Genomic DNA, 23,999 nt, shown 5'->3' with positions numbered 1-23,999 from the left:
CGGTCAGGGCGTGCGGCGCGGCAGCCGCACGGTCGCGATCGTCCCGTGGCCGGCCGGGCCGCGGTCGGTCAGGGTCAGCGTCCCGCCGTGGGCCTCCACGATCGCCCGGCTGATGGACAGGCCGAGGCCGGTCCCGGCGATGCCGCGGTCGCGCGCATTGGAGGCGCGGAAGAAGCGGCGGAACAGCCGGTCCCGCTCGGCCGGCGGGATGCCCACCCCGCCGTCGATCACGCTGAACTCGACGATGTCGCCCTCCGTCCGGCCGGACACCTCGACGTGGCCGCCGTCCGGGCTGTACTTGACCGCGTTGGACAGCAGGTTGGCGGCCAGCAGGCGCAGCCGGTCCCGGTCGCCGCGCAGCGGCAGCGCCGCGGGCAGCCCGTCGTCCAGGGCCACCCCGTTGCCCTCGGCCACCGCCGCCAGCGCCGCCAGCTCCGCGCGGGCCACGCCCGCCAGGTCCACGGCGTCCTCCCGGATGTCGGCGTGGCCGGACTCGATCGCGGCCAGGTCGAGCAGGTCCTCCACAATGGCGCGCAGCCCCGCGGTGTTGCGGGCGATCGCCTCCAGCATCTGCCGCTCGTCGTCGCTCCAGTGCGCGGCGCCGCCCAGCAGCAGCTCGGCGTAGGAGCCGATCGAGGTCAGCGGGGTGCGCATCTCGTGGCCGACCAGGGCGACGAAGTCGTCCTTGCTGCGGCCCAGCTCCGTGCGCAGCTCGGCGGCGCGGCGCCGGCTCAGGTACGCGGCGAGCTGGTCGACCACCGCCTCGGCGAACGCCACGCCCACGTCGTCTACCACCCCGTCGGGCGCGCACAGCACGAGCGCGCCCAGGACCGCCGAGCCCGCCCGCACCGGCAGGGCCAGGCACGGCACCCGGCTGTCGGGGTCCACGTCGCGCAGGGAGGCGCTCTCCCGCACGCAGCGCCCGGCGAGGTCGCCGCAGTACGCGCACTCCCACCCGTCCTGCGGCCAGCGGGCGGCGGGCTGGAGGGTGTCGGTCACCTCGTCGCTCAGCCACGCCTCGCCGCCGCTGCCGCCGAGCAGGTCGCAGAGGGTGGCCAGGGTGGCGGTGAGCGCCTCGGGCAGGTCGGCGGCGAAGGCCAGCGCCCGGACGACCTCCAGGTGGCCGTCGCGGAACCGCTCGTCCCGCAGTTGCGCGGTGATGTCGTGCAGGGCCGCGACGGCCCCCAGCGACCGCCCCTCGGGGTCGGTCATCGGGTGGGCGTTGACCCGGAAGGCGCGCACGTCCGTACCGTCGAGCGCGGGCACCAGGATGCACTCGTCGCGCACCGTCTCCCCGCGCCAGGCCCGGATCAGCGGGACCTCCTCCGGGTCGAGCAGCCGGCCGTCGAGGTCGCGGATCGTGCGCGAGGCGTCCAGCAGCGGGAACGGCTCCCACCCGTCGGGCAGGCCGTACCAGTCGCGCAGCGCCCGGTTCGCCACGACGATCTGCCCGTCGGGGTTGCAGGCCGCGACGCCGGTGAGCAGGCTGTCCAGCAGTGTCTCCAGCAGCCGGCCGCGACGGACCGCGTCGCGCCGCAGGGTGGCCTGCTCGCTGACGTCGAGCAGGAACCCGCACAGCAGCGGGCCGGACCGGGACGGGATCCGGGTCAGGAACGCCTCGACGGGGAACTCGTGCCCGTCGCGGTGCCGCCCGTACCCGGTGACCCGCCGCGGCTCGCCGCCGCCCGGCGCGGGCTCGTCCGGGGCCGGCGGCCAGAGCGGGGCGCCGCCGGCCTGCGGCCGGAACAGGTCGGCGAAGCGGCGGCCGAGTGCCTCGCCGACCGGCCAGCCGAACATGCCCTCGGCGGCGACGTTCCAGCCGACGACCGCGCCGTCGACGTCGGCGGCCACGAACGCCTCCAGTGTGGACTCCAGCAGCGGCCCCAGCTCGACGTCGGGCAGGCCGCGGTGGCCGCGGCCGACCGGGCCGGCCGGGGCGAGCACCTCGGCGATCTCCAGGACGGTGGCGATGTCCTCGTTCGTCCAGCGGCGGGGGACGCGGTCCAGGACGACGAGCGAGCCGACGGGCGCGCCGGAGGCGTCGGTGAGCGGGGTGCCGAGGAAGGAGCGCAGGCCGAGCTGGTTGACCAGGGCGTGGGCGCGCAGCTCCGGGTCCTCGCGCAGGTCCTCGACGGCGCTGACGACGTCCCCGCCGCTGACGACGTACTTGCCGATGGAGTACTCCAGCGGCAGGTGCCGGTCGCGCAGGAAGGCATGGGGCACCCCGTACGCGCCCACGAGCAGGTCCTCGTCGCTGCTGACGAGGCAGATGGCGCCCATGGGCGTACCGACCAGGCGCGCGGCGAGCCGCGCGACCCCGTCCAGCGGCAGCGCCATGCCGGCGAGCACCCGGCGGGTGCGGTCGACGGCCGCCAGCCGCGCGGGCTGGGCGAGCAGTTGCGGATCCAGGTGGGACATGATGGCTCCGCCTTCCGACCGCCGAGAACCAGCAGCCGCATACCCCTCCCGGATACCCGCCAAAACCCCTAAGAAAAGGTCGGACGGCGCTCAATCAGGACGAAGTGGTCTGTCCTGCCATGAAGTCGATGAGCGACTGCGGGCGCATGTCGGTCCAGTGGGTGTCGACGTACTCGACGCAGGCCGGGCGGGCCTCCGGGCCGAAGACGGTGCGCCAGCCGGCCGGCACGTCGATGAACGCCGGCCACAGGCTGTGCTGGTTCTCGTCGTTGACCAGGACGAGGAAGGTGCCCTCGGCGTCGTCGAAGGGGTTCGTCATCACTGCTCTCCTAGGTTTTCGCGCGATCGTAGCGCCGCGTCGACCGCCGCCGCGACGGCGGCGAGCGGCTCCGGGTCGGTCAGCCGGTCGTGGGTGGCCGGCAGGTCGTGGCGGACGGCGCCGGGCAGCAGCGCCGACCAGCGGGTCCAGGCGGCCTCCGGCGCGTCGGCGCCGGCCGTGAACAGCAGCGCGGCCGCCGGTGCCGCCGCGCCGCCGGGGAGCCCGACCTGCGCCGGGGTGGGCGGGTCGAGCAGGGCCAGCAGCGCGACCCGCGCGCCGTCGGCCCGCAGCAGGGCCGCCACCTCGTGGGCGAGCAGGCCCCCCAGCGACCAGCCGAGCAGGTGGTACGGCCCGGCGGGCTGCGCCGCGACCAGCCGGTCGCGGAACGCGGCGGCCCGCGCGGCGAGGTCCGCGCCGTCCTCGGCGCCGTCCTGGAGGGCCAGCAGCGGGTACCCGGGCGGGAGCAGGTCTCGCAGGCCGGCGTAGCACCAGCCGGAGCCGCCGCGCGGGGGCAGGCACCACAGCGGCGGCCCGTCGCCGCCGGGCCGCAGGGCCAGGACGGGCGCCGCCGCCTCCTCCCGCGCCCGGGCGTCGCCCAGGTGCCCGGCCAGCGCCACGGGCGACGGGTGCCGGAACAGCGCGGCCACCGCGACGTCGACGCCCGTGGCCGCGGCGAGCCGGGCCCGCAGCCGGACCAGCAGCATCGAGTGGCCGCCGAGGTCGAAGAAGTTGTCGTCCAGGTGCACCCGCTCCCGGCCCAGGACGTCGGCGAACGCGGCGCACAGCAGGTGCTCCAGCGGCGTCCGCGGCGGCCGGCCGGCCGGGTCGGCGTAGCGGGGCGCCGGCAGCGCCCGGCGGTCGACCTTGCCGTTGGCCGTCAGCGGCAGCGCGTCCAGGGCGACGAGCGCCGCCGGGACCAGGTGCGCCGGCAGGACCCCGGCGAGGTGGGCGCGCAGCTCCTCGGGCTCCGCGCCGCCGCCGGCCGGCACCAGGTACCCGACGAGCCGCCGGTCCCCCGGCCGGTCCTCGCGGACGACGACCGTGGCCGCCGCGACGGCCGGGTGCCGGGTGAGGGCCGCCTCGACCTCCCCGGGCTCGACCCGGTACCCGCGGATCTTCACCTGGTCGTCGGCGCGGCCCAGGTACTCCAACTGGCCGTCGGCGGTCCACCGGGCGAGGTCGCCGGTGCGGTACAGCCGGTCGCCGGGCGCGCCGTGCGGGTCGGCGACGAAGCGCGCCGCGGTGGCCGCCGGCTGCCCGAGGTACCCGCGGGCGAGGCCCCGGCCGGCCAGGTACAGCTCCCCGGGCACCCCCGGCGGGACGGGGCGCAGCCGGGCGTCCAGGACGTGCGCCCGCGCGCCGTGCACCGGCCGGCCGACCACCGGCCGGCAGGCGTCGGCGACGTGCGCGACGAGCGCGTCGACGGTCCCCTCGGTGGGGCCGTACAGGTTGTGGCTGTCGGTGTCGGCCAGGCCGCGCAGCCGCTCCCACAGCGCCGGGCTCACCGCCTCGCCGCCGAAGCCGATCGCCGCGACGGCGCTGCGGTCGCCCGCCACGACGCCCTCGTCGGCGAGCTGCTCCCACTGGGAGGGGGTCAGCTCCAGGAAGTCGATGCCGCGCCCGCGCACGGCGGCGGCGAGCAGGGCCGGGTCGCGGCGCACGTCGTCGGCCACCACGTGCACCTCGTGCCCGTCGTACATCCAGAGTTGCGGCTGCCAGGAGGCGTCGAAGCTGAACGCCCAGGCGTGGCCGGCGACCAGGTGCCGGCGGCCGGTGCGGGCGACGGCGGGCCGGTACAGGGACTCGCGGTGGCTGTGGAACAGGTTGACCAGGTTGCCGTGCGAGACGACCACGCCCTTGGGCCGGCCGGTGGAGCCGGAGGTGTGGATGACGTAGGCGGGGTGCCGCGGGTCCAGCGGACAGCGCCTCTCGGCGTCGGTCGGGGCGCGCGTCGGCAGCCCGGCGGTCGCCGTGGGGTCGTCGCGGCGCAGGACGGGCACCGGCAGCGCCGGGTGGGCGTCGAGGAACGCGCCGTCGGCGACGAGCAGGACCGGCGAGACGTCGCCCAGGAGCGCGGCGATCCGCTCGGCGGGCAGGTCGGGGGCCAGCGGCAGGTACCCGCCGCCGGCCTTGTGCACGGCCAGGACCGTCTCGATCGTGCGCAGGTCGCGGGGCAGCGCCACCGCCACGTACGTCTCCGGGCCGACCCCGCGCGCGATCAGCGCGTGGGCCAGGGCGTTGCTGCGGGCGTCCAGCTCGGCGAAGGTGAGCCGGTCCGCCGCGTCGCTGAGGGCGTACGCGCCGGGGTGCGCGGCGACCTGCGCGGCGAACAGCGCCGGCAGCGTCGCCTCGTCCGGCGCCAGCGCCGGCCGGTCCGCCCAGCGGGCCAGCGCCGCGCCCTCCTGCGGCGTGAGCAGCTCCAGCGCGCCGATCGGGGTGTCGGGCGCGGCCACCGCGGCAGCCAGGACGGTCACCAGCCGGCCCAGCATGGCCTCGGCGGTGCGCCGGTCGTAGAGGGCGGTGCTGTACTCCAGGTCGACCGCGATCCCGGTGCCGCCGGGGTACTCGGTCAGGTCGAACGACAGGTCGAACTTCGCCTCGGTGACGTCCACCTCGACCGGCGCGGCGGCGAGGCCGAGCACGGTGTCGGTGCCCTCGGGGACGTGCTCGTAGGACACCATCACCTGGAACAGCGGGTGCCGGGCCAGGGAGCGCGGCGGGTTCAGGATCTCCACCAGGCGCTCGAACGGCAGGTCCTGGTGGGCGTACGCGGCGAGGTTCGTCTCGCGCACCCGGCCGACCAGGTCGCGGAAGCTCGGGTCGCCCGCGGTGTCGGTGCGCAGCACCAGGGTGTTGACGAAGAAGCCGACCAGGTCGTCGAGCGCGGCGTCGGTGCGGCCGGCGATCGGGGTGCCCAGCGGCAGGTCGGTGCCGGCGCCCAGGCGGGTGAGCAGGGCCGCGACGGCCGCCTGCGCGACCATGAACATGCTGGCCCCGCACTCGTGCGCCAGGGCGCGCAGCGCCCCGTGCAGGTCGGCGTCGAGCCGCGCGTGGGCGGCGCCGCCCGCGTAGCTGGTCGTCGCGGGCCGGGGCCGGTCGGTGGGCAGGGCCAGCTCGTCGGGGAGGTCGGCGAGCTGCGCGCGCCAGTACGCGACCTGGGCGGCGACGGCGCTGCCCGGGTCGTCCTCGGCGCCCTGCACGCGCCGCTGCCAGGCGGCGAAGTCGGCGTACTGCACGGGCAGCGGCGCGAACGCCGGGGCGTGCCCGGCGGACCGGGCCGCGTACGCGGTCTCCAGGTCGCGCAGCAGCGGGACCAGGGACCAGCCGTCGCTGGCGATGTGGTGCGCGGCGAGCACGAGGACGGCGCCGCCGTCGACGGTGAGCAGGTCGGCGCGGAACAGCGGGCCGGTGTCCAGCGCGAACTCGTGCCGCAGCAGGGCGTTCACCGCGGCGGGGACCTCGGCGGCCGGGCAGGCCCGGACCGTGAACGGCACCTGCGCCGGGCCGATCCGCTGGTAGGGCGCGCCGTCGTGCTCGGGGTAGCTGGTGCGCAGCACCTCGTGCCGGTCGACCAGGTCCACGAGCGCGGCGTGCAGGGCGTCGGGGTCGACGGCGCCGTCGAGCCGCCAGGCCATCGGCAGGTTGTACGCGCGGCCGGGGCCGTGCAGCCGGTCCAGGAACCACAGCCGCTGCTGGGCCGCCGACAGCGCCGGGCGCTCCGCGCGCGGGGTCGGCGCCAGCGGCGGCCGGGCCGGGTCGGCGCCCGCCAGCCGGCCGGCCAGGCCGGCGACGGTCGGGGCGTCGAACACCCCCCGGATCGGCAGGTCGACGCCGAGGACGGCGCGGACGCGGGAGACGAGCCGGGTGGCCAGCAGCGAGTGCCCGCCGAGGGCGAAGAAGGAGTCGTCCACGCCGACCTCGGGCAGGCCGAGCACCTCGGCGTACAGGTCGGCCAGCGCCTGCTCCCGGGGGTTGCGCGGCGGGCGGCGGCGGGCGGCGGCCAGGTCCGGCGCGGGCAGGCGGCCGCGGTCCAGCTTGCCGCTGCCGGTCACCGGCAGGTGGTCGAGGACGACGGGGCCGAGCGGGCGCAGGTACTCGGGCAGGGTCGCGGCCAGTTCGGCGCGGACGGCGGCGGGGTCCAGGTGGGTGCCGGGCTCGGCGACGACGTACCCGACGAGCTGCGGGTCGCCGGCCCGGTCCTCGCGGACGGTGACGGCGGCCTGGCGGACGTCCGCGCACTTGAGCAGCGCGGTCTCCACCTCGCCGAGTTCGATGCGGTACCCGCGGATCTTGACCTGGTCGTCGGTGCGGCCCAGGAACTCCAGCCGCCCGTCGGCGGTCCACCGCACCAGGTCGCCGGTGCGGTACAGGCGCTCCCCCGGCGCGCCGTACGGGTCGGCGACGAACCGGGACGCCGTGGTGGCCGGCTGCCCCAGGTAGCCGCGGGCGAGGCCGTCGCCGGCCAGGTACAGCTCGCCGGGCACCCGGGGCGGTACCGGGCGCAGGTGCCCGTCGAGGACGTAGGCGCGGGTACCGGGGTCCGGCACCCCGATCGGCACCACGCCGGCACCGGCCAGGGCCACCGGGTCGCACTCCCCGAGCGTGGAGTTGACGGTCGCCTCGGTGGGGCCGTACGCGTTGAACATCCGCTGCCGGGCCGCGTACCGGGCGACCAGTGCCGGGGACACCCGCTCGGTACCCGCCAGCAGCGTGGCGCCCTCCGGCAGCCGGCACTGCGGCGGCAGCGCGGCCAGCAGCGCCGGGGGAAGGATCATGAACGTGCCGCCCTGCGCGCCGATGTAGTCGGTCAGCTCCGGCCCGGCCACCCGCCGCCACGCCGGCACCACGACGAGGCGGCCGCCCGACAGCAGGCCCAGGCACAGGTCCCAGAACGACACGTCGAACGACGGCGACGCGAACTGGACCACCCGCGAGTGCGGGCCGATCCCGAACCGCCGCACCTGCGTCGCCACCAGCTTCGCCACGCCCCGGTGGGTCACCACCACGCCCTTGGGCCGGCCCGTCGAGCCCGAGGTGTAGATCACGTACGCCGGTGCGTCGACCGACAGCGCCGGGGTCGGCAGCGGCGCCGCGGCGGCGCGGCCCCGCGCGTCCAGGGTCAGCACGGGCAGGTCCGGGACCGGCAGGCCCGCCCCGTGCGCGCCGGTGGTGACGACGACCGCGGGAGCGGCGTCGGCCAGCATGTACGCCAGCCGGTCGGCCGGGTAGTCGAGGTCCAGCGGCAGGTACGCGGCCCCGGCGCACAGCACCGCCACCTGCGCCACGACCAGGTCGACACCGCGCGGCAGGGCCAGCCCGACGACGGACTCCGGCCGCACCCCCCGCGCGGCCAGCTCCGCGGCGAGCGCGCCGGCCCGGCCGGCCAGCTCGGCGTACGTCAGCTCCTCGTCCTCGCAGACGACCGCGACGCCGCCGGGGTTCTCGGCCACCCGCTCGGCGAACCGGGCGCCGAACGTGAACGGGCCGCCCGGGTACCCGGTGTCGTTCCAGTCCCGCAGCACCAGCTCGCGGTCCGGGCCGAGGACGTCCAGGGTGCTCAGCGGCGCGGCCGGGCGGGCCACGGCGGCGGCGAGCAGCCGGACCAGCCGGTCGGCCAGGTCGGCGGCGGTGGCCGCGTCGAACAGCTCGGTGCGGTACACCAGCTCGGCGTCGATGCCGGCGCCGCCGGCCCGCTCGGCGAAGTCGAACGACAGGTCGACCAGGGCGGTCTGTACCCCGGTCGGCTCGTCGGCGACCTCCAGGCCGGCCAGCTCCAGCGGGCCGCCGCCCGCGCCCAGGTGCGAGACCATCACCTGGAACAGCGGGTGCCGGGCGGGCGACCGGGCGGGGTTGAGGAGTTCGACCAGCCGCTCGAACGGCAGGTCCTGGTGGTCGTACGCGGCCAGGTCGGTGGCCCGCACCCGCTCCAGGAGCTGGCCGAACGTCGGGTCGCCGCCGGTGTCGGTGCGCAGCACGAGGGTGTTGACGAAGAAGCCGACCAGGTCGTCGAGCGCGGCGTCGGTGCGGCCGGCGGTCGGGGTGCCCAGCGGGATGTCGGTGCCGGCGCCGAGCCGGGTCAGCAGGGCGGCGACGGCCGCCTGCAGGACCATGAAGACGCCGGTCCCGGTCTGCCGGGCGAGCGCGACGAGCTGCCCGTGCAGCGCGGCGTCCACCGTGAACGGGGCGGCGGCGCCGCGGCCGTCGGAGACCGCCGGCCGCGGGCGGTCGGCGGGCAGCGCCAGCTCGTCGGGGAGGCCGGCGAGCGCCGCCGTCCAGTAGGCGGCCTGGGCCTCGCCCACGCCGTCGGCGAGCAGCGCGCGCTGCCACCGGGCGAAGTCGGCGTACTGCACCGGCAGCGGCCGGAAGCGGGGCGCGCCCCCGGCCCGGCGGGCCGCGTAGGCCAGCGCCAGGTCGCGGGCGAACGGCCCCGAGGACCACCCGTCGCTGGCCACGTGGTGTACCAGCACGGCCAGCACCGCCGTGCCGTCGGCGGCGCGCAGCAGGTGGGCGCGGATCGGCAGCTCCGAGTCCAGCGCGAACCGGTACCCGGCGACGGCGGCGAGCCGGGCCGGTACGTCGGCGGCGTCCTCGACCCGCAGCGGCGGGCGGGTGCCGGCCGGCCGCACCTCCTGCCAGGCCACGCCGTCGGCCGAGGGTAGGACGGTGCGCAGGGCCTCGTGCCGGTCCACGACGTCGCCGAGGGCGGCGGCCAGCGCCGGGACGTCGACCTCGCCGCGCAGCCGCCACGCCGACAGGATGTTGTAGGTGGGGGCCGGCCCCTCCAGGCGGTCGATGAACCACAGGCGCTGCTGGGCGTACGACAGGTCCGGGCGGGCGGGGCGGTCACCGGCGGCCAGCGCCGGCCGGCGGGTCGCGCGGCCGTCGAGCCGCGCGGCGAGGCCGGCGGCGGTCGGGTGGGCGTACAGCGTGCGCAGCGTCAGCTCGACGCCGAGCGCCGCCCGCACCCGGCCGGCCAGCCGGGTGGCCAGCAGCGAGTGCCCGCCGAGGGCGAAGAAGTCGTCGTCGACGCCGACGGCGGGCAGGTCCAGGACGGCGGCGAACAGGTCGGCGACGACCTGCTCGCGGGCGGTCCGGGCGGCGCGGCCCCCGGCTGCGGCGGCGGGCTCCGGGGCGGGCAGCGCCGCCCGGTCCAGCTTGCCGCTGGCGGTCCGGGGCAGCGCCGGCAGGGCGAGGACGGCGGCCGGCACCATGTAGTCCGGGAGGGCGGCGGCGGCGTGGGCGCGCAGCGTTGCCGGGTCGGGCGCGGACCCCACGACGTACGCCGTGATCCGCGGCTCGCCGGGGCGGTCGGCCCGGACGACGACCGCCACCTGCGCGACGGAGTCGTGGGTGGACAGCACGGCCTCGATCTCGCCCAGCTCGACGCGGAATCCGCGGATCTTCACCTGGTCGTCGGCGCGGCCCAGGAACTCCAGCACCCCGCCGCGCAGCCGGGCGAGGTCGCCGGTGCGGTACATCCGGGCGCCGGGCGGGCCGTCGGGGTCGGCGACGAACGCGCCCGCCGTCCGGCCGGGGCGGCCGAGGTAGCCGCGGGCCAGGCCGGCCCCGGCGAGGTACAGCTCGCCGGGGGCGCCCTCGGGCACCGGGCGCAGGGCGGCGTCGCGCACCTGCACCCGCACGCCGTCCAGCGGGTAGGGGTGCCGGGCGCCGCCGGGGCCGCCGCGCCAGCCGTAGCCGTCCACGGTGGCCTCGGTGGGGCCGTACAGGTCGACCGCGCTCACCCCGTCGGCGTCGCAGAGGCGCCGCCACAGATCCGGCGGGCACGCCTCGCCGCCGACCAGGAGCAGCCGGGGCGGGGCGGCCAGCAGGCCGCTGTCCAGGAGCTGGCGCAGGTACGTGGGGGTGACGTCGAGCAGGTCCACGGCGTCGGCGGCGACGTGAGCGACCACCGCGTCGGCGTCCCGGTAGGTCTCCTCGTCGGGGACGTGCAGCTCGTGGCCGTCGAACAGCCACAGCAGCGGCTCCCACGAGCCGTCGAAGACGAACGCGGCCACGTGGGTGACCCGCAGCGCCCGCCCGGCGGCCGCCCGCGCCGGGTCCATCAGGTGCGCCCGGTGGCTGCCGAACAGGTTGGCCAGGCCCCCGTGGGTGACGACGACGCCCTTGGGGCGGCCGGTCGAGCCGGAGGTGTACAGCACGTACGCGCAGTCGTCGGGGTGCGGCGCGCGCGCGGCCGGCGTGCCGGGCGCCGGACCGCCCGCGGCGGACCCGCCGGGGGCCGCCGGGCCGGGGGGTGCGGGCAGGCGGAGCTGGGGCGTGTCCGTCGGGGCGGTCCACGCGGCGTCCACCACCAGGACCGCCGGCCGGGCGTCCGCCAGCACCGCCGCGAGCCGGGCCGGCGGGGCGTCCACCGACAGCGGGACGTAGGCCGCGCCCGCCCGCCAGGTGCCCAGGATCGCGGGCACCATCGCCGTGCGGGGCAGGGCCAGGGCCACCAGGTCGCCGGGGCGGACCCCGGCGGCGCGCAGGGCCGCGGCCACCGCGTCGGCGTACCGGTCCAGCTCGGCGTACGTCCACCGCCGGCCGCCGGTGACCAGCGCCACGGCGGCGGGGCGCGCGGCGACCTGCGCGGCGAACGCCGCCGGCAGCGCCGGGGCGGGCCGCGCGGGCGGGGCCGGCGGCGCGGCGGCGCGCTCGGCGGCCGTCCGCACGTCCACCAGCCCGACCGGGCGCTCCGGCGCCGCCGCGAGCGCGGCCAGGGCGGCCTCCAGCCGGTCGAGCAGCGCGGCGGCCTCGGCGTCGGCCACGAGGTCGGACCGGTACGCCAGTTCGAGGGTAAGGGCGGCGCCGGGCTCCACGCCGAGGGTGAGCGGGTAGTGGGCGGCGTCGGCGGCGGCGACCTCGGCGAACCGGACGCCCGCGGCGGCGGGCCGCTCGGCGTCGGCCGGGTAGTTCTCGAACACGACCAGGGTGTCGAACAGCTCGTGCGCGCCGATCTCGGCGAGCCCGACGTACTGGTGCGGCAGCAGCGCCGCCTGCGCGTCCTGCAGCCGCTCCAGCACCGCGCCGACGGGCTCGGCGGGGTGGAAGCGCAGCCGGACGGGGACGGTGTTGATGAACAGGCCGACCATCCGCTCGACGCCCGGCAGGTCGGCCGGCCGCCCGGACACCGTGGCGCCGAAGACGACGTCGGTGCGGCCGGTGAGCCGCGCCAGGACCAGGCCCCAGGCGAGCTGGACGACGGTGTTCAGGGTGACGCCGCGGGCGCGGGCCAGCGCGGACAGCGCCGCGGTCCGGTCCTGCGCCAGGCGCCGGGTCAGCTCCACCGGCGGCGCCGTCTCGGCGGGTACCGGGCCGGTGAGCAGGGTCGGGCCGGCGTGGTCGGCGAGCGCCTCGCGCCAGGCCGCCAGCGCGGCGGCGCGGTCCTGCCGGGCGAGCCAGGCGAGGTAGTCCCGGTACGGCGGCACCGGCGGCAGCGCGGCGGCGTCCCCGCCCGAGCCGTAGAGCGCGACGAGGTCGGCCAGCAGCAGCGGCGCGGACCAGCCGTCGACCAGCGCGTGGTGGTAGGTGAAGACCAGCTCGGCGGCGTCGTCGGCGAGCCGCAGGAGGGTCATCCGCACCAGCGGCGCCGTGCGCAGGTCGAACCGGGTCTCGCGGTCCCGGCGGCGGCGGGCGGCGACGGCGGCCTCGCGGGCCGCGGGGTCGAGGTGGCGCAGGTCCTGCACCGACCACGGCAGCCGCGCCCGGCGCGGGACGACGGCCATCGTCCGGCCGCTGCGCGCCTGGCGGAACGCCGAGCGCAGCGCCGGGTGCCGGTCCACCAGCGCCTGCCCGGCGGCGGCCAGCCGGTCGGGGTCGACCGGGCCGGTCAGGCGCAGGCAGTTCTGCGCGGTGTAGACGTCCACGCCGTCGCCGGCGAACTCGGCGTGGAAGATCATCCCCTCCTGGAGCGGGGTCAGGGGCAGGACATCCTGGAGACCCTTGGCCACTTAGAACTCCTCATCCTCGGCGCCGAACTCGGCCTCTAGGTCGTCGATCTCGTCCTGGCCGAGCCCGCCGAAGGCGAGGTCGGAGGCGGTGTGCCCGCCGGCCCGGCCGCCGGTGGCGTGGGCGGCCAGGCCGGCCAGCGCCGCGAACCAGCCGTCGGCCAGCGCCTGGACCCGGTCCCGGGTCAGCAGCCGGTCCGGCCACGACCAGGTCGCCACGAGCGACGGCCCGTCGGGGCCGTCCTCGGTGACGGCGTTGAGGGTCAGGGTGTGGGTCAGCGGCATCCGCGGGTCCGCGCCGTCGCCCAGCGCCTCGGCCTCGCCTGCGGCGCTCCACTCCGCCGCGGCGCCGTCGGCGACGGCGAACCGGCCCAGGTAGTTGAAGGCGAGCTGGGGCGCGGGCAGGGTGGCCAGCCGCGCACCGGCCGCCGGGTCGAGCCAGCGCAGCAGGCCCCAGCCGGCGGCCGGTTCGGGGGTGGCCCGGACCTGCTCCTTGACCAGCTTGAGGGCGGCGCCGGCCGCCGGGCCGCCGCGGACGGCCTCGGCGACGTCCACCTCGGACACGTCCAGCCGGACGGGGTACTCGACGGTGAACCAGCCGACCGTCCGGGACAGGTCGGCGTGCGGCACGAGGCTCTCGTCCCGGCCGTGGCCCTCCAGCGTGACGACCGTGTCGGCGGTACCGCGCCACCGGGCCAGGGCCAGGCCGAGGCCGGTCAGCAGGACGTCGTTCACCCCCGCGTGGAACGACTCGGGCACGCTGGTCAGCAGCGGCGCCGTGGCGGCCGGGGACAGCCGGGCGGACAGGGAGCGCGCGGTGGCGACGGTGTCCCGGGCGGGGTCCAGGGGCGCGGCGCCGTACGGCGGCTCGGCGCGGCGCCCCGCGGCGCGCTCCCAGCGGGCGGCGTCGGCGCCGTGGCCGCCCGGCCAGCGGGCCAGCCCGCGCGCCCAGGTGCGGAACGACGTCGGTACCGGCGCCAGCGCCACCGGCCGGCCGGCCCGCAGGCACGCCCAGGCGGCCGCGAGGTCGTCGCCGAGGATCCGCCAGGAGACCCCGTCGACCACCAGGTGGTGCACGGCTAGCAGCAGCCGGCCGGGGCGGTCGGGGCCGAGGTCGAGGTACGCGGCCCGGACCAGCCGGCCGGCCTCGGGGTCCAGCGCCGCGCCCGCCCGGTCGGTGGCCGCGGCGACCGCGGCGGGCAGGTCGGCCGGGTCCGCGACGCGGACCCACTCCAGCAGGTCGACGGCGTCGACGGCGCCGACCTCGGCGACCCGCAGCACCCCGGCCGCGCGGTCCAGCCGCGCCCGCAGCACGTCGTGCCGGTCGACGAGGGCCTGCAGGGTCCGGCGCAGCCGGTCCACGTCGGCGTCCGCGGGGGTGACCAGCAGCATCGACTGCCGGTACCCGGTCAGCGGCCCGCCGCCGTCCAGCAGCCAGCGCATGATCGGGGTCAGCGGCACGTCGCCGACGCCCGCGTCGGGCTCCTCCCCCGGGCGGGCCGCGGCCACGTCGCCGCAGGCGGCCGCGAGCGCGGCGACGCTGCGGTGCCGGAAGACGTCGCGCGGGGTGAGCGCCAGCCCGGCGGCGCGGGCGCGGGCGACGAGGCTGATCGACACGATGCTGTCGCCGCCCAGGGCGAAGAAGCTGTCGTGCACGCCGACCCGCGGCAGCCGGAGCACCTCGGCGAACAGGCCGGCCAGCAGCTCCTCGCGCGGGTTGCGGGGGGCGTCGGCGGTGACCGCGGCCGCGAGGTCCGGGGCCGGCAGGGCGCGCCGGTCGAGCTTGCCGGTGACGGTCCGCGGCAGGGCGTCCAGCAGGACGACGGCGACCGGGACCATCGGCTCGGGCAGCGTCGCGGCCAGGTGCGCGCGCAGATCGGCGGGGGCCGGGGCGGTCCCGGCCGCGGCCACGGCGTACGCCACGAGCCGCTGCCGGCCCGGCTCGTCCTCGCGGACGACGGCGGCCGCGGCGACGACGTCGGGCCGGGTCAGCAGCGCGGCGGCGACCTCGCCCGGCTCGACCCGGAAGCCGCGCAGCTTGACCTGGTCGTCGCTGCGGCCGACGAACGCCAGCACACCGTCGGGGCGGCGGCGGACCAGGTCGCCGGTGCGGTACAGCCGGGCGCCGGGCGCGCCGAACGGGTCGGCGACGAAGCGGCCGGCCGTCATCGCCGGCTGCCCGAGGTACCCGCGGGCGACGCAGGGGCCGCCGACGTACAGCTCGCCGGGCACGTCGTCGGGGACCGGCCCCAGCCCCGCGTCCAGGACGTGCAGCGACACGTTGTCCAGCGGGTGCGCCAGCCGGGTGCCGTCGGCGGCGCCGCGCCAGGCGTAGGACTCGACGGTCGCCTCGGTCGGCCCGTACAGGTCGTAGACGTCGGTACCCCGGGCGGCCTGCGCGCACATCCGCGACCACAGCGCCGCCGGTACCGCCTCGGCGCCCGCGGCCAGGACGGCCAGCGCCGGCCGGGCCGGGTCCAGCAGCCCCTGCGCCACGAGTTCGGCCAGGTACGTCGGCGTGGTGTCGACCAGGTCCAGCCCGTGGGCGTCCACGTAGGCGACGGTGGCGGCGGCGTCCCGGTACCGCTCCTCGTCCAGGACGTGCAGCTCGTGGCCGTCGAACAGCCAGATCATCGTCGTCCACGAGCCGTCGAAGACGAACGAGGCCAGGTGCGCCACCCGCAGCGGCCGGCCGCACCGGGCGCGGGCCCGGGCCATCATGGCGGCCCGGTGCGTCTCGACGAGGTTGACCACGCCGCGGTGCGCGACGACGACGCCCTTGGGTCGGCCGGTCGAACCGGAGGTGTAGACGAGGTAGGCCGGGTGGTCGGGGTGCAGGGGGACGCGCCGGTCGGCGTCGGTGGGGTTGTCGGCGCGCGCGGCGCCGCCCGCGTCGTGCGCGACACCGCCCGGGGCCTGCGCGACACCGCCCGGGGCGGGCGCGACCTCGCCCGTCGGGTCCAGGTGCAGGACCGGCGCCCCGAGGTCGGGGCGGTCGGCGGCCAGTTCCGGCGTGGACAGCAGCAGGTCGGCGCGGGCGTCGGCGACGATCCACGCCAGCCGGTCGTCGGGGCTGTCGGGGTCCAGCGGCACGTACGCCGCGCCGGACTTGAGGACGGCCAGCAGGCCGGTCAGCATCGCCGCGCCGCGGGGCAGCAGCAGCGCCACCCGGTCCTCGGGGCCGAGGCCGCGGGCGATGAGGGTGTGCGCGAGCCGGTTGGCGCGGGCGTTGAGGGCGGCGAAGGTCAGGCTGCCCGCGGCGGTGACCAGGGCGCGCGCCTGCGGCGTCCGGGCCGCCTGCGCCTCGAAGACGCCCGCGACCCCGCCGGGCGGGACGGCGACGGGCAGCGCGGGCGCGGTGGCGGGCCGGGCGCGCTCGGCGGCGGTCCGGGCGTCGAGCGCGGCGACCGGCGCCCGCGGCGCGGCGACGAAGCCGGCGAGGACAGCCGCCAGCCGCTCCCCCAGCACGGCGACCTGGTCGGCGCTGAAGCAGTCGGCGCGGTAGTCGAGGGTGAACGTCGGCGCCGCCCCGGGCACGACGGTGAGGACCAGGGGGTAGTGGGTGGCGTCGCTGCCGCCGGGTACGCCGACGTGGATGTCGCCCGCGGTCCGGCCGCGCGCCTCGCCGGGAAAGTTCTCCACCACGGCCAGGGTGTCGAACAGCTCGCCCTGCCCGGCGAGCCGGTGGATCTGCGCCAGGCCGAGGTGCTGGTGGTCGAGCAGGCCCGCCTGGGTGGCCTGGACCCGCCGCAGCAGGTCGGCGACGGGCTCCGCCGGGCGCAGCGTGACCCGCGCGGGCACGGTGTTGATGAACAGGCCGACCATCCGCTCCACGCCCGGCAGGTCCCCGGGGCGGCCGGACACGGTGCACCCGGCCACGACGTCGGTGCGCCCGAGGACGCGGCCCAGCAGGACCGCCCACGCCGCCTGCACGACCGTGTGCAGGGTGATGCCGTGTGCCCGGGCCAGCGGCGCGAGGCCGGCGGCGACGGCGGCGGGCACCGCGACGGCGTACCGGTGCGGGACGGCGGGCTCGCGCTCGCCGGCCGGGGCCAGCAGCGTCGGGGCGGCCAGGTCGGCCAGCGCGGCGGTCCACGCCGCGCGGGCGGCCCCGGTGTCCCGGCCGGCCAGCCAGGTCAGGTAGTCGCGGTGCGGCGGCGGGGCCGGCAGGGCCGCGGCGTCGCCGTCGGCGGCGTAGCAGGCGGCGAACTCGTCCACCAGCAGCGGCGTGGACCACCCGTCCACGAGGAGGTGGTGGTGGGTGAGGGCCAGGGTGTACCGGTCGTCGGCGACCCGCAGCAGCGCCGCCCGCAGCAGCGGCGGCGCGTCCAGCGGGAACGCCGCCGCCCCGGCGGCGGCCAGCGCGGCGGCGAGGTCGGCGGCCGCGGCGGGGCCGCGCAGGTCGGCGGCGTGCCACGGCAGGCGCGCCGCGGCGGGCAGGACGGCGACGGCGGTACCGGCGGCGGTGTGCCGGAACGCCGCGCGCAGGTTCGCGTGCCGGTCCAGCAGGGCCTGCACGCTGCGGCGCACCCGGTCGGCGTCCACCGGCCCGGTCAGCTCCAGGACGAGCTGCGTGACGTACACGTCGCGCGGCCCGGCCCCGGGCGCCTCCCGCCGGTCGGTGTCGTACAGCGCGTGGAAGAGCAGGCCCTCCTGCAGCGGGGTCAGCGGCACCACGTCGGCCAGCGGCCCGTGCGCCCGCTCGATCGCGGCCACGTCGGCGTCGGTCAGCGGCACCAGCGGGAAGTCGCTGGGCGTGTGGCCGCCGGCACCCGGTGTCGCGGCGTAGGCCGCCAGCGCGCGCAGCGCCGCGGACCAGCCGTCGGCGAGCGCGGCGACGTCGGCCGCGGCGAACAGGCGGTCCGGCCAGGACCAGGCGGCGCGCAGGCGCGGCCCGTCCGGGCCGTCCTCGGTCCAGGCGTTCAGCTCCAGCGCGGCCAGGACCGGGGTGGCCGGGTCCGCGGTGGCGCCGAGCTGGCCCGACGCGCCGGCCGGGGTCCACGCCCGGGGCGCGGCGCCGGCGGTGAACCGGCCCAGGTAGTTGACCGTGAGCTGCGGCGCGGCGCCGGCCGGGCCGGTACCGCCCAGCACGCCGTGGCCCAGCCCGCCGTCGGGTACCGCCCGCAGGCTCTCCTTGACCCGCTTCAGCGCCGTACCGGCGGCGGCGCCGCCGGCCAGCGCCGCGTCGAGGTCCACGCCGGTGACGTCGAGCGCGACCGGGTACTCGCTGGTGAACCAGCCGACGGTGCGCGACAGGTCGGTGCCCGGCAGCAGGTCCTGCGCGCGGCCGTGCCCCTCCAGCGTGATCAGGGTCCGGCCGGTGTGGACGCCGCGGTCGGCCCGCCAGCGCGCGACGGCGAGGGCCAGGCCGGTCAGCAGGACGTCGTCGACGCCGCCGTGGACCAGCGCCGGCAGGGCGCCGAGCAGCGGCGCGGTGACCTCGCCGTCCAGGACGGTGGTGTGCCGGCGCAGGGTGGCGACGGTGTCGCGGGCCGGGTCCGGCGCCGCGGCGGACAGCGGCGGGTCCGCGTCGGCGCCCACCCGCGCCCAGTAGGGCGCCTGGTCGGCGAAGCGGGTCGAGGCGGCCAGCCGGGTCGCCCAGGTGCGCAGGGAGGTGGGGACCGGGGCGAGCGCGCCGCCGTCGTAGGCCCGGGCGAGGTCGTCGGCGAGGATCCGCCAGGAGACGCCGTCGACGACGAGGTGGTGCACGGCCAGCAGCAGCCGGCCGGGCCGGCCGGGGCCGGCGTCGAGCCACACCGCGCGCAGCATCCCGCCGGCCGCGGCGTCGGCGGGGTCGAGGGTGCGGGCGGCCGCGCCCAGGTGCCGGGCGGCGGCCGCCTCGGCGTCGTCGTCGTCGAGGCCGGCCGCGTCGACACGGGTCAGCGGCAGCGGCGCGGCGGCCTCGGCCGGGGGTACCGTCAGCACGCCGTCGCGCAGGTGCGCGCGCAGCGCGTCGTGCCGGTCGCGGACGGCGCGCAGGGCGGCCGCGATCCGGTCGAGGTCGGCGCCGGCCGGGGTCCACAGTCCCATCGTCTGGGTGTAGCCGACCAGCGGGCGGCCGCTGTCCAGCAGCTCGCGCACGATCGGGGTCGGCGGTACCGGGCCCAGGGCCGCGGCGGGCGGCTCGGCGGCCGGCGCCCCGGCGTCGCGGGCCACGGCGGCCAGGCCGGCGACCGTGCGGTGGGCGAACACCTCGCGGACGGTGAACTCCAGGCCCGCGGCGCGGGCCCGGCTGACGAGCTGGATGGACACGATGCTGTCGCCGCCCAGGGCGAAGAAGTCCTCGTCCGCGCCGACCTGGGAAAGGCCGAGCAGGCCGGCGTAGACGTCGGCGAGGCGGGCTTCGCGCGGGGTGCGGGCGGCCCGGCCGGCGGCGCGGCCGGCGGCGAAGTCGGGCGCGGGCAGCGCGGCCCGGTCGAGCTTGCCGCTGGCGGTCCGCGGCAGCGCCGGCACCGCCACCACGGCGGCCGGCACCAGGTAGTCCGGCAGGCGCGCGGCCAGCGCGGCGCGGACCGCCGCGGGGTCGAGCGGGCCCGCCGGCACCAGGTAGCCCACCAGCCGGGTGAGGTCGCCGTCGGTCCGGGCCACGACCGCCAGTTCGTCGGCGGCGGCCACCTCGGCCAGCGCCGCCTCGACCTCGCCCAGCTCGACGCGGAAACCGCGGATCTTCACCTGGTCGTCGCCGCGGCCGGCGAACTCCAGCACGCCGCCGGCCCCCCAGCGCGCGAGGTCGCCGGTGCGGTACATCCGGGCGCCGGGCGGGCCGGCCGGGTCGGCGACGAACCGGCCGGCGGTCAGGGCGGGCCGGCCGGCGTACCCGCGGGCGAGGCCGGCGCCGGCCACGTACAGCTCGCCGGCCACCCCGTCGGGCACCGGCGCGAGGCGGGCGTCGAGGACGCGGACGGTGAGGTTGTCCAGCAGGTACCCACGCCGCCCGCCGTCGGCGTCGCCGTGCCAGCCGTAGGCGTCGACGGTCGTCTCGGTCGGCCCGTACAGGTCGTGGGCGCGCACCCCCGGCGTGCCGCAGACCCGCCGCCACAGGTCGGCCGGGCACGCCTCGCCGCCGACCAGGAGCACCCGCGGCGTGCGGGCCGGGGCGCCGAGCAGGCCCTGGCCCAGGAGCTGGCGCAGGTACGTCGGCGTCACGTCGAGGAAGTCGATCTCCCGCTCGGCGACGGCCGCGACGACCGCGTCGGCGTCGCGGTACTCGTCGTCGCCCAGGACGTGCACGGCGTGCCCGTCGAACAGCCACAGCAGCGGCTCCCACGACCCGTCGAAGACGAACGCGGCGGCGTGCAGCACGCGCAGCGCCCGGCCGGCGGCGGCGCGGGCGGGGGCCATCAGGTGGGCGCGGTGGGTGGCGAACAGGTGCGCGAGCCCGCCGTGGGTCACGGTCACGCCCTTGGGCGCGCCGGTGGAGCCCGAGGTGTACAGCAGGTAGGCGGCCGCGTCGGGGTGCCGGGCGGGCGTCGGCGCGGGCGGCGTGGCCGCGAGCACGGCGACGGTCGCGGGGTCGTCCAGCAGCAGGACCGCCTGGTCGGCGGGGAGGCGGCCGCGGTGCGCGGCGGTGGTCAGGACGAGCCGGGGGGCGGCGTCGCCGCACAGGTAGGCCAGGCGGGCCGGCGGCTGGGTGCCGTCCAGGGGCAGGTACGCGGCCCCGGCGGCGAAGACGCCGAGCAGGGCGGGTACCACGTGGGCGCGCGGCAGGGCCAGGGCCACCACGTCCTCCGGCCCGACGCCGTGCGCGCGCAGCAGCGCGCCGAGCCGCCCGGCGTGCGCCGCCAGGTCGGCGTACGTCCACCGCCGCGCGTCGGTGACCAGGGCGGTGTCGGCGGGCCGGGACGCGCCGAGGTCGGCCAGGGCGTCGAGCAGGTGCGGGTACCGCGGCGTGGTCGCCGCGCCCGCCCCGCGCCCGCGCAGCGCGGCGGACTCGGCGGCGGTGAGCACCGGCAGCGCGCCGATCGCGCGGTCGGGGTCCGCGGCGGCCGCGTGCAGGAGCCGCACCAGCCGGTCGGCCAGGGACCGCGCGGTGCCGGCGTCGAACAGGTCGGCGCTGTACTCGACGGCGAGCGTCACGCCCGCGTCGGCCTCGCCCGCGCGGGCGAGGAAGTCGAAGGAGAGGTCGAACTTGGCGATCTCCTGCGCGACGGCCTCCCGCCGGGTGCGCAGGCCGACCAGCCCCGGGTCGGCGTCGTACAGGTCCAGGTAGGAGACCATGACCTGGAACAGCGGGTGCCGGGCGAGGCTGCGCGGCGGGTTGACGGCCTCGACGACCCGCTCGAACGGCACGTCGGCGTGGTCCAGCGCGGCCAGGGTCGTCTCCCGGACGCGGGCGACCAGCGCGGCGAACGTGGGGTCCCCGGCGGTGTCGGCGCGCAGCACGAGCGTGTTGACGAAGTACCCGGCCAGGTCGGCGAGCAGGTGGTCGGGGCGGCCGGCGACGGGCGTGCCCAGCGGCAGGTCGGTACCGGCGCCGTGGCGGGTCAGCAGCGCGGCGACCGCCGCCTGCGCGAGCATGAACATGCTCGCCCCGCACCGGCCGGCGAGCCGCCGCAGGTCGGCGACCAGCGCCGCGGGCAGCGCCACGGAGACGGTCGCGCCGCGACCGGACGGGCTGGCCGGGCGCGGGCGGTCGGTCGGCAGGGCCAGTTCGGCGGGGGCGCCGGCCAGCGCCGCGCGCCAGTACGCGAGCTGCCGGGCGGCCGGCGCGGCCGGGTCGTCCTCGGCGCCGAGCAGGTCGCGCTGCCAGCGGGCGTAGTCGGCGTACCGCACGGGCAGGGGCGCCCACCCGGGCGCGGCGCCGGCGGCGCGCGCGCCGTAGGCGGCGGCGAGGTCGGTCAGCAGCGGCGGCTCGGACCAGCCGTCGGCGGCGATGTGGTGCAGGACCAGCAGCAGCACGTGCCGGTCCGGGCCGGTGCGCAGCAGGTGGGCGCGCAGCGGCGCCTCGCGGTCCAGCGCGAACGGCTGCCCGGCGAGCGCCGTCAGCCGCGCGGCGAGCGCGCCCGGCGCGACGTCGCGGGGCACCAGGTCGGGGGCCGCGGCGGGCAGCAGGCGGGGGTACGGCACGCCGTCGCGGTCGGCGAAGACGGTGCGCAGGACCTCGTGGCGGGCGCTGAGGTCGCCCAGGGCGGCGGCGAGGGCGGCGGGGTCGAGCGGGCCGTCCAGGCGCAGGGCGATCGGCAGGTTGTAGACGGCGGTCGGCCCGTCGAGCCGGTGCAGGAACCACAGGCTGCGCTGGGCGTACGACAGCGGTGCGCCCTCGGCCCCGTCGGCCGAGGCGGGGGCGGCGTCGGCAGCGGTCGCGGTGCGGGTCGCGGCCGCGGGGTCGGCCGGCGGGGTGGCGTAGTCGCGCAGGGCCGGGCGCGCGGCGGCGTCGGTGGCGCGGGCGGCGTCGACCGCGGCGGCCAGGGCTGCGAGGTCCGGGGCGTCGAACAGCGCGCGCAGGGGGACGTGGGCGCCGGTGGCGGCGCGTAGTTCGGAGCTGAGCCGGGTGGCGAGCAACGAGTGGCCGCCCAGGCCCAGGAACGCGTCGTCGGTCCCGACCTCGGGCAGGCCGAGCGCGGCGGCGACCAGGTCGCAGACCAGGCGCTCGGTCGGCGTGCGGGGGGCGCGGGCGGCGCCGGCCGGGGCGGGCAGCGCCGCCCGGTCGACCTTGCCGCTGCCGGTCACCGGCAGGGCGTCCAGGACGACGTGGGCGTGCGGCACCATGTACGCCGGCAGGGCAGCCGCGGCGTGCCGGCGCGCGGCGTCGCCCAGGTCCGGCGCGGCGTCCTCGGTCGCGGTGAGGTACGCGACCAGGCGGGGGACGCCGGGCTGGTCCTCCCGGACGGCGGCGACGGCCTGGCGCACGCCGGGGCAGCCGGCCAGCACGGCCTCGATCTCGCCAAGTTCGATGCGGTACCCGCGGATCTTGACCTGGTCGTCGGTGCGGCCCAGGAACTCCAGTCGCCCGTCGGCGGTCCACCGCACCAGGTCGCCGGTGCGGTACAGGCGCTCCCCCGGCGCGCCGAGCGGGTGGGCGACGAACCGCGACGCGGTCAGGGCCGGCCGGCCGAGGTAGCCGCGGGCCAGCCCGTCGCCGGCCAGGTACAGCTCCCCCTCGGCGCCGACGGGCACCTCGGCGAGGCGGTCGTCCAGGACGTGGGCGCGGGTACCCGGGTCCGGCACCCCGATCGGCACCACCGAGGCGCCCGCCAACCCGACCGGATCGCACAGGCCCAGCGTCGAGTTGACCGTCGCCTCCGTCGGACCGTACGCATTGAACATCCGCTGCCGCGACCCGTACCGCGCCACCAGGGCCGGCGACACCCGCTCCGTACCCGCCAGCAACGTCGCGCCCTCGGGCAGCGCACAGTCCGCGGGCAGGGCCGCCAGCAGTGCGGGCGGAAGAATCATGAACGTGCCGCCCTGCGCGGCGATGTAGTCGGTCAGCTCCCGCCCCGCCACCCGCAGGGCCGCCGGCACCACCACCAGGCGCCCGCCGGAGAGCAGGCCGAGGCACAGGTCCCAGAACGACACGTCGAACGACACCGACGCGAACTGGATGATCCGCGAGGACGGGCCGATGCCGAACCGCCGCACCTGCGTGGCCACCAGTTTGGCCACGCCGCCGTGCGTCACCACCACGCCCTTGGGCCGACCGGTCGAACCCGACGTATAGATCACGTAGGCCGGCGAGTCGACGGACGGGGCGGCCTCCGGGGTGACCGGCGCCGCGGCGGGGAGGTCGGCGGCGTCCACCGCCAGTACCGCGGTGTCCCCCACCGGCAGCGCGGGGGCGTCGGCGGCCGTGGTGACGACGACGACCGGCCGGGCGTCGGCGAGCATGTAGGCGGTCCGCTCGGCGGGGTGCTCCAGGTCCAGCGGCAGGTACGCGCCCCCGCCGCACAGCACCGCCACCTGCGCCACCACCAGGTCGATCCCCCGGGGCAGCGCCAGGGCGGCGACCGTCTCGGGACCCAGCCCGCGGGCGCGCAGCGCGGCGCCGAGGGCCGCGGCCCGGTCGGCGAGGGCGCCGTAGGTGAGCGTCTCGTCCCCGCAGACGACCGCGACGCCGGCCGGGTTCTCCGCCACCCGCTGCGCGAACCGCGACCCGAACGTGAACCGGCCGCCCGGGTAGCCGGTGTCGTTCCATGCGGCGGGCGGCGTGCTCGGTGCCTGGTCAGAGCCACTGTCCGTACCGGACATGTCGCGCCCGCCTCCCCCACCCGCCGAATCGCCGCCAGCGCGGATAGTAAGGCTAGCCTTAGCTCATTTTCAAGCCGGCTAATCGCCCGGTTGACGACCGTCACACGGGCGACCCTGATCGTGGGTGA

The 23,999-nt window shown here is 78.6% G+C and carries 4 protein-coding genes; all 4 read right to left on the bottom strand.

The annotated features are described in order from the left end of the window. Positions 1-3: 3 nt before the first annotated feature. On the bottom strand, positions 4-2,418 hold the full coding sequence (locus tag IEY75_RS07395; RefSeq protein ID WP_189113478.1) for an ATP-binding protein: 2,415 nt from the start codon (positions 2,416-2,418) through the stop codon (positions 4-6). Between the two features lie 94 nt (positions 2,419-2,512). Next, the gene (locus tag IEY75_RS07390) at positions 2,513-2,740 is read right to left on the bottom strand and encodes an MbtH family protein (protein WP_189113477.1); all 228 of its coding nucleotides are present in this window, start codon (positions 2,738-2,740) and stop codon (positions 2,513-2,515) included. Further along, entirely contained in the window at positions 2,737-12,687 is a 9,951-nt protein-coding gene (locus IEY75_RS07385; protein WP_189113476.1) for a non-ribosomal peptide synthetase, read from the bottom strand. Before IEY75_RS07385 ends, IEY75_RS07390 begins: the two co-directional genes overlap by 4 nt. Continuing rightward, positions 12,688-23,871, bottom strand: coding sequence for a non-ribosomal peptide synthetase (locus tag IEY75_RS07380; protein WP_189113475.1), 11,184 nt, complete (start codon positions 23,869-23,871; stop codon positions 12,688-12,690). It abuts the gene before it with no gap. Positions 23,872-23,999: the final 128 nt, after the last annotated feature.

Source organism: Pilimelia terevasa, from assembly GCF_014647915.1.
In the GTDB taxonomy this organism is placed as follows: Bacteria; Actinomycetota; Actinomycetes; order Mycobacteriales; family Micromonosporaceae; genus Pilimelia; species Pilimelia terevasa.
Note: the sequence above shows the minus strand (reverse complement) of the source record. Positions and strands in the feature narration are given on the sequence as shown.

Excerpts from the sequence above, each read along its gene's own strand:
- IEY75_RS07395 (WP_189113478.1), bottom strand. The coding sequence starts at position 2,418 with ATGTCCCACCTGGATCCGCAACTGCTCGCCCAGCCCGCGCGGCTGGCG.
- IEY75_RS07380 (WP_189113475.1), bottom strand. The coding sequence starts at position 23,871 with ATGTCCGGTACGGACAGTGGCTCTGACCAGGCACCGAGCACGCCGCCC.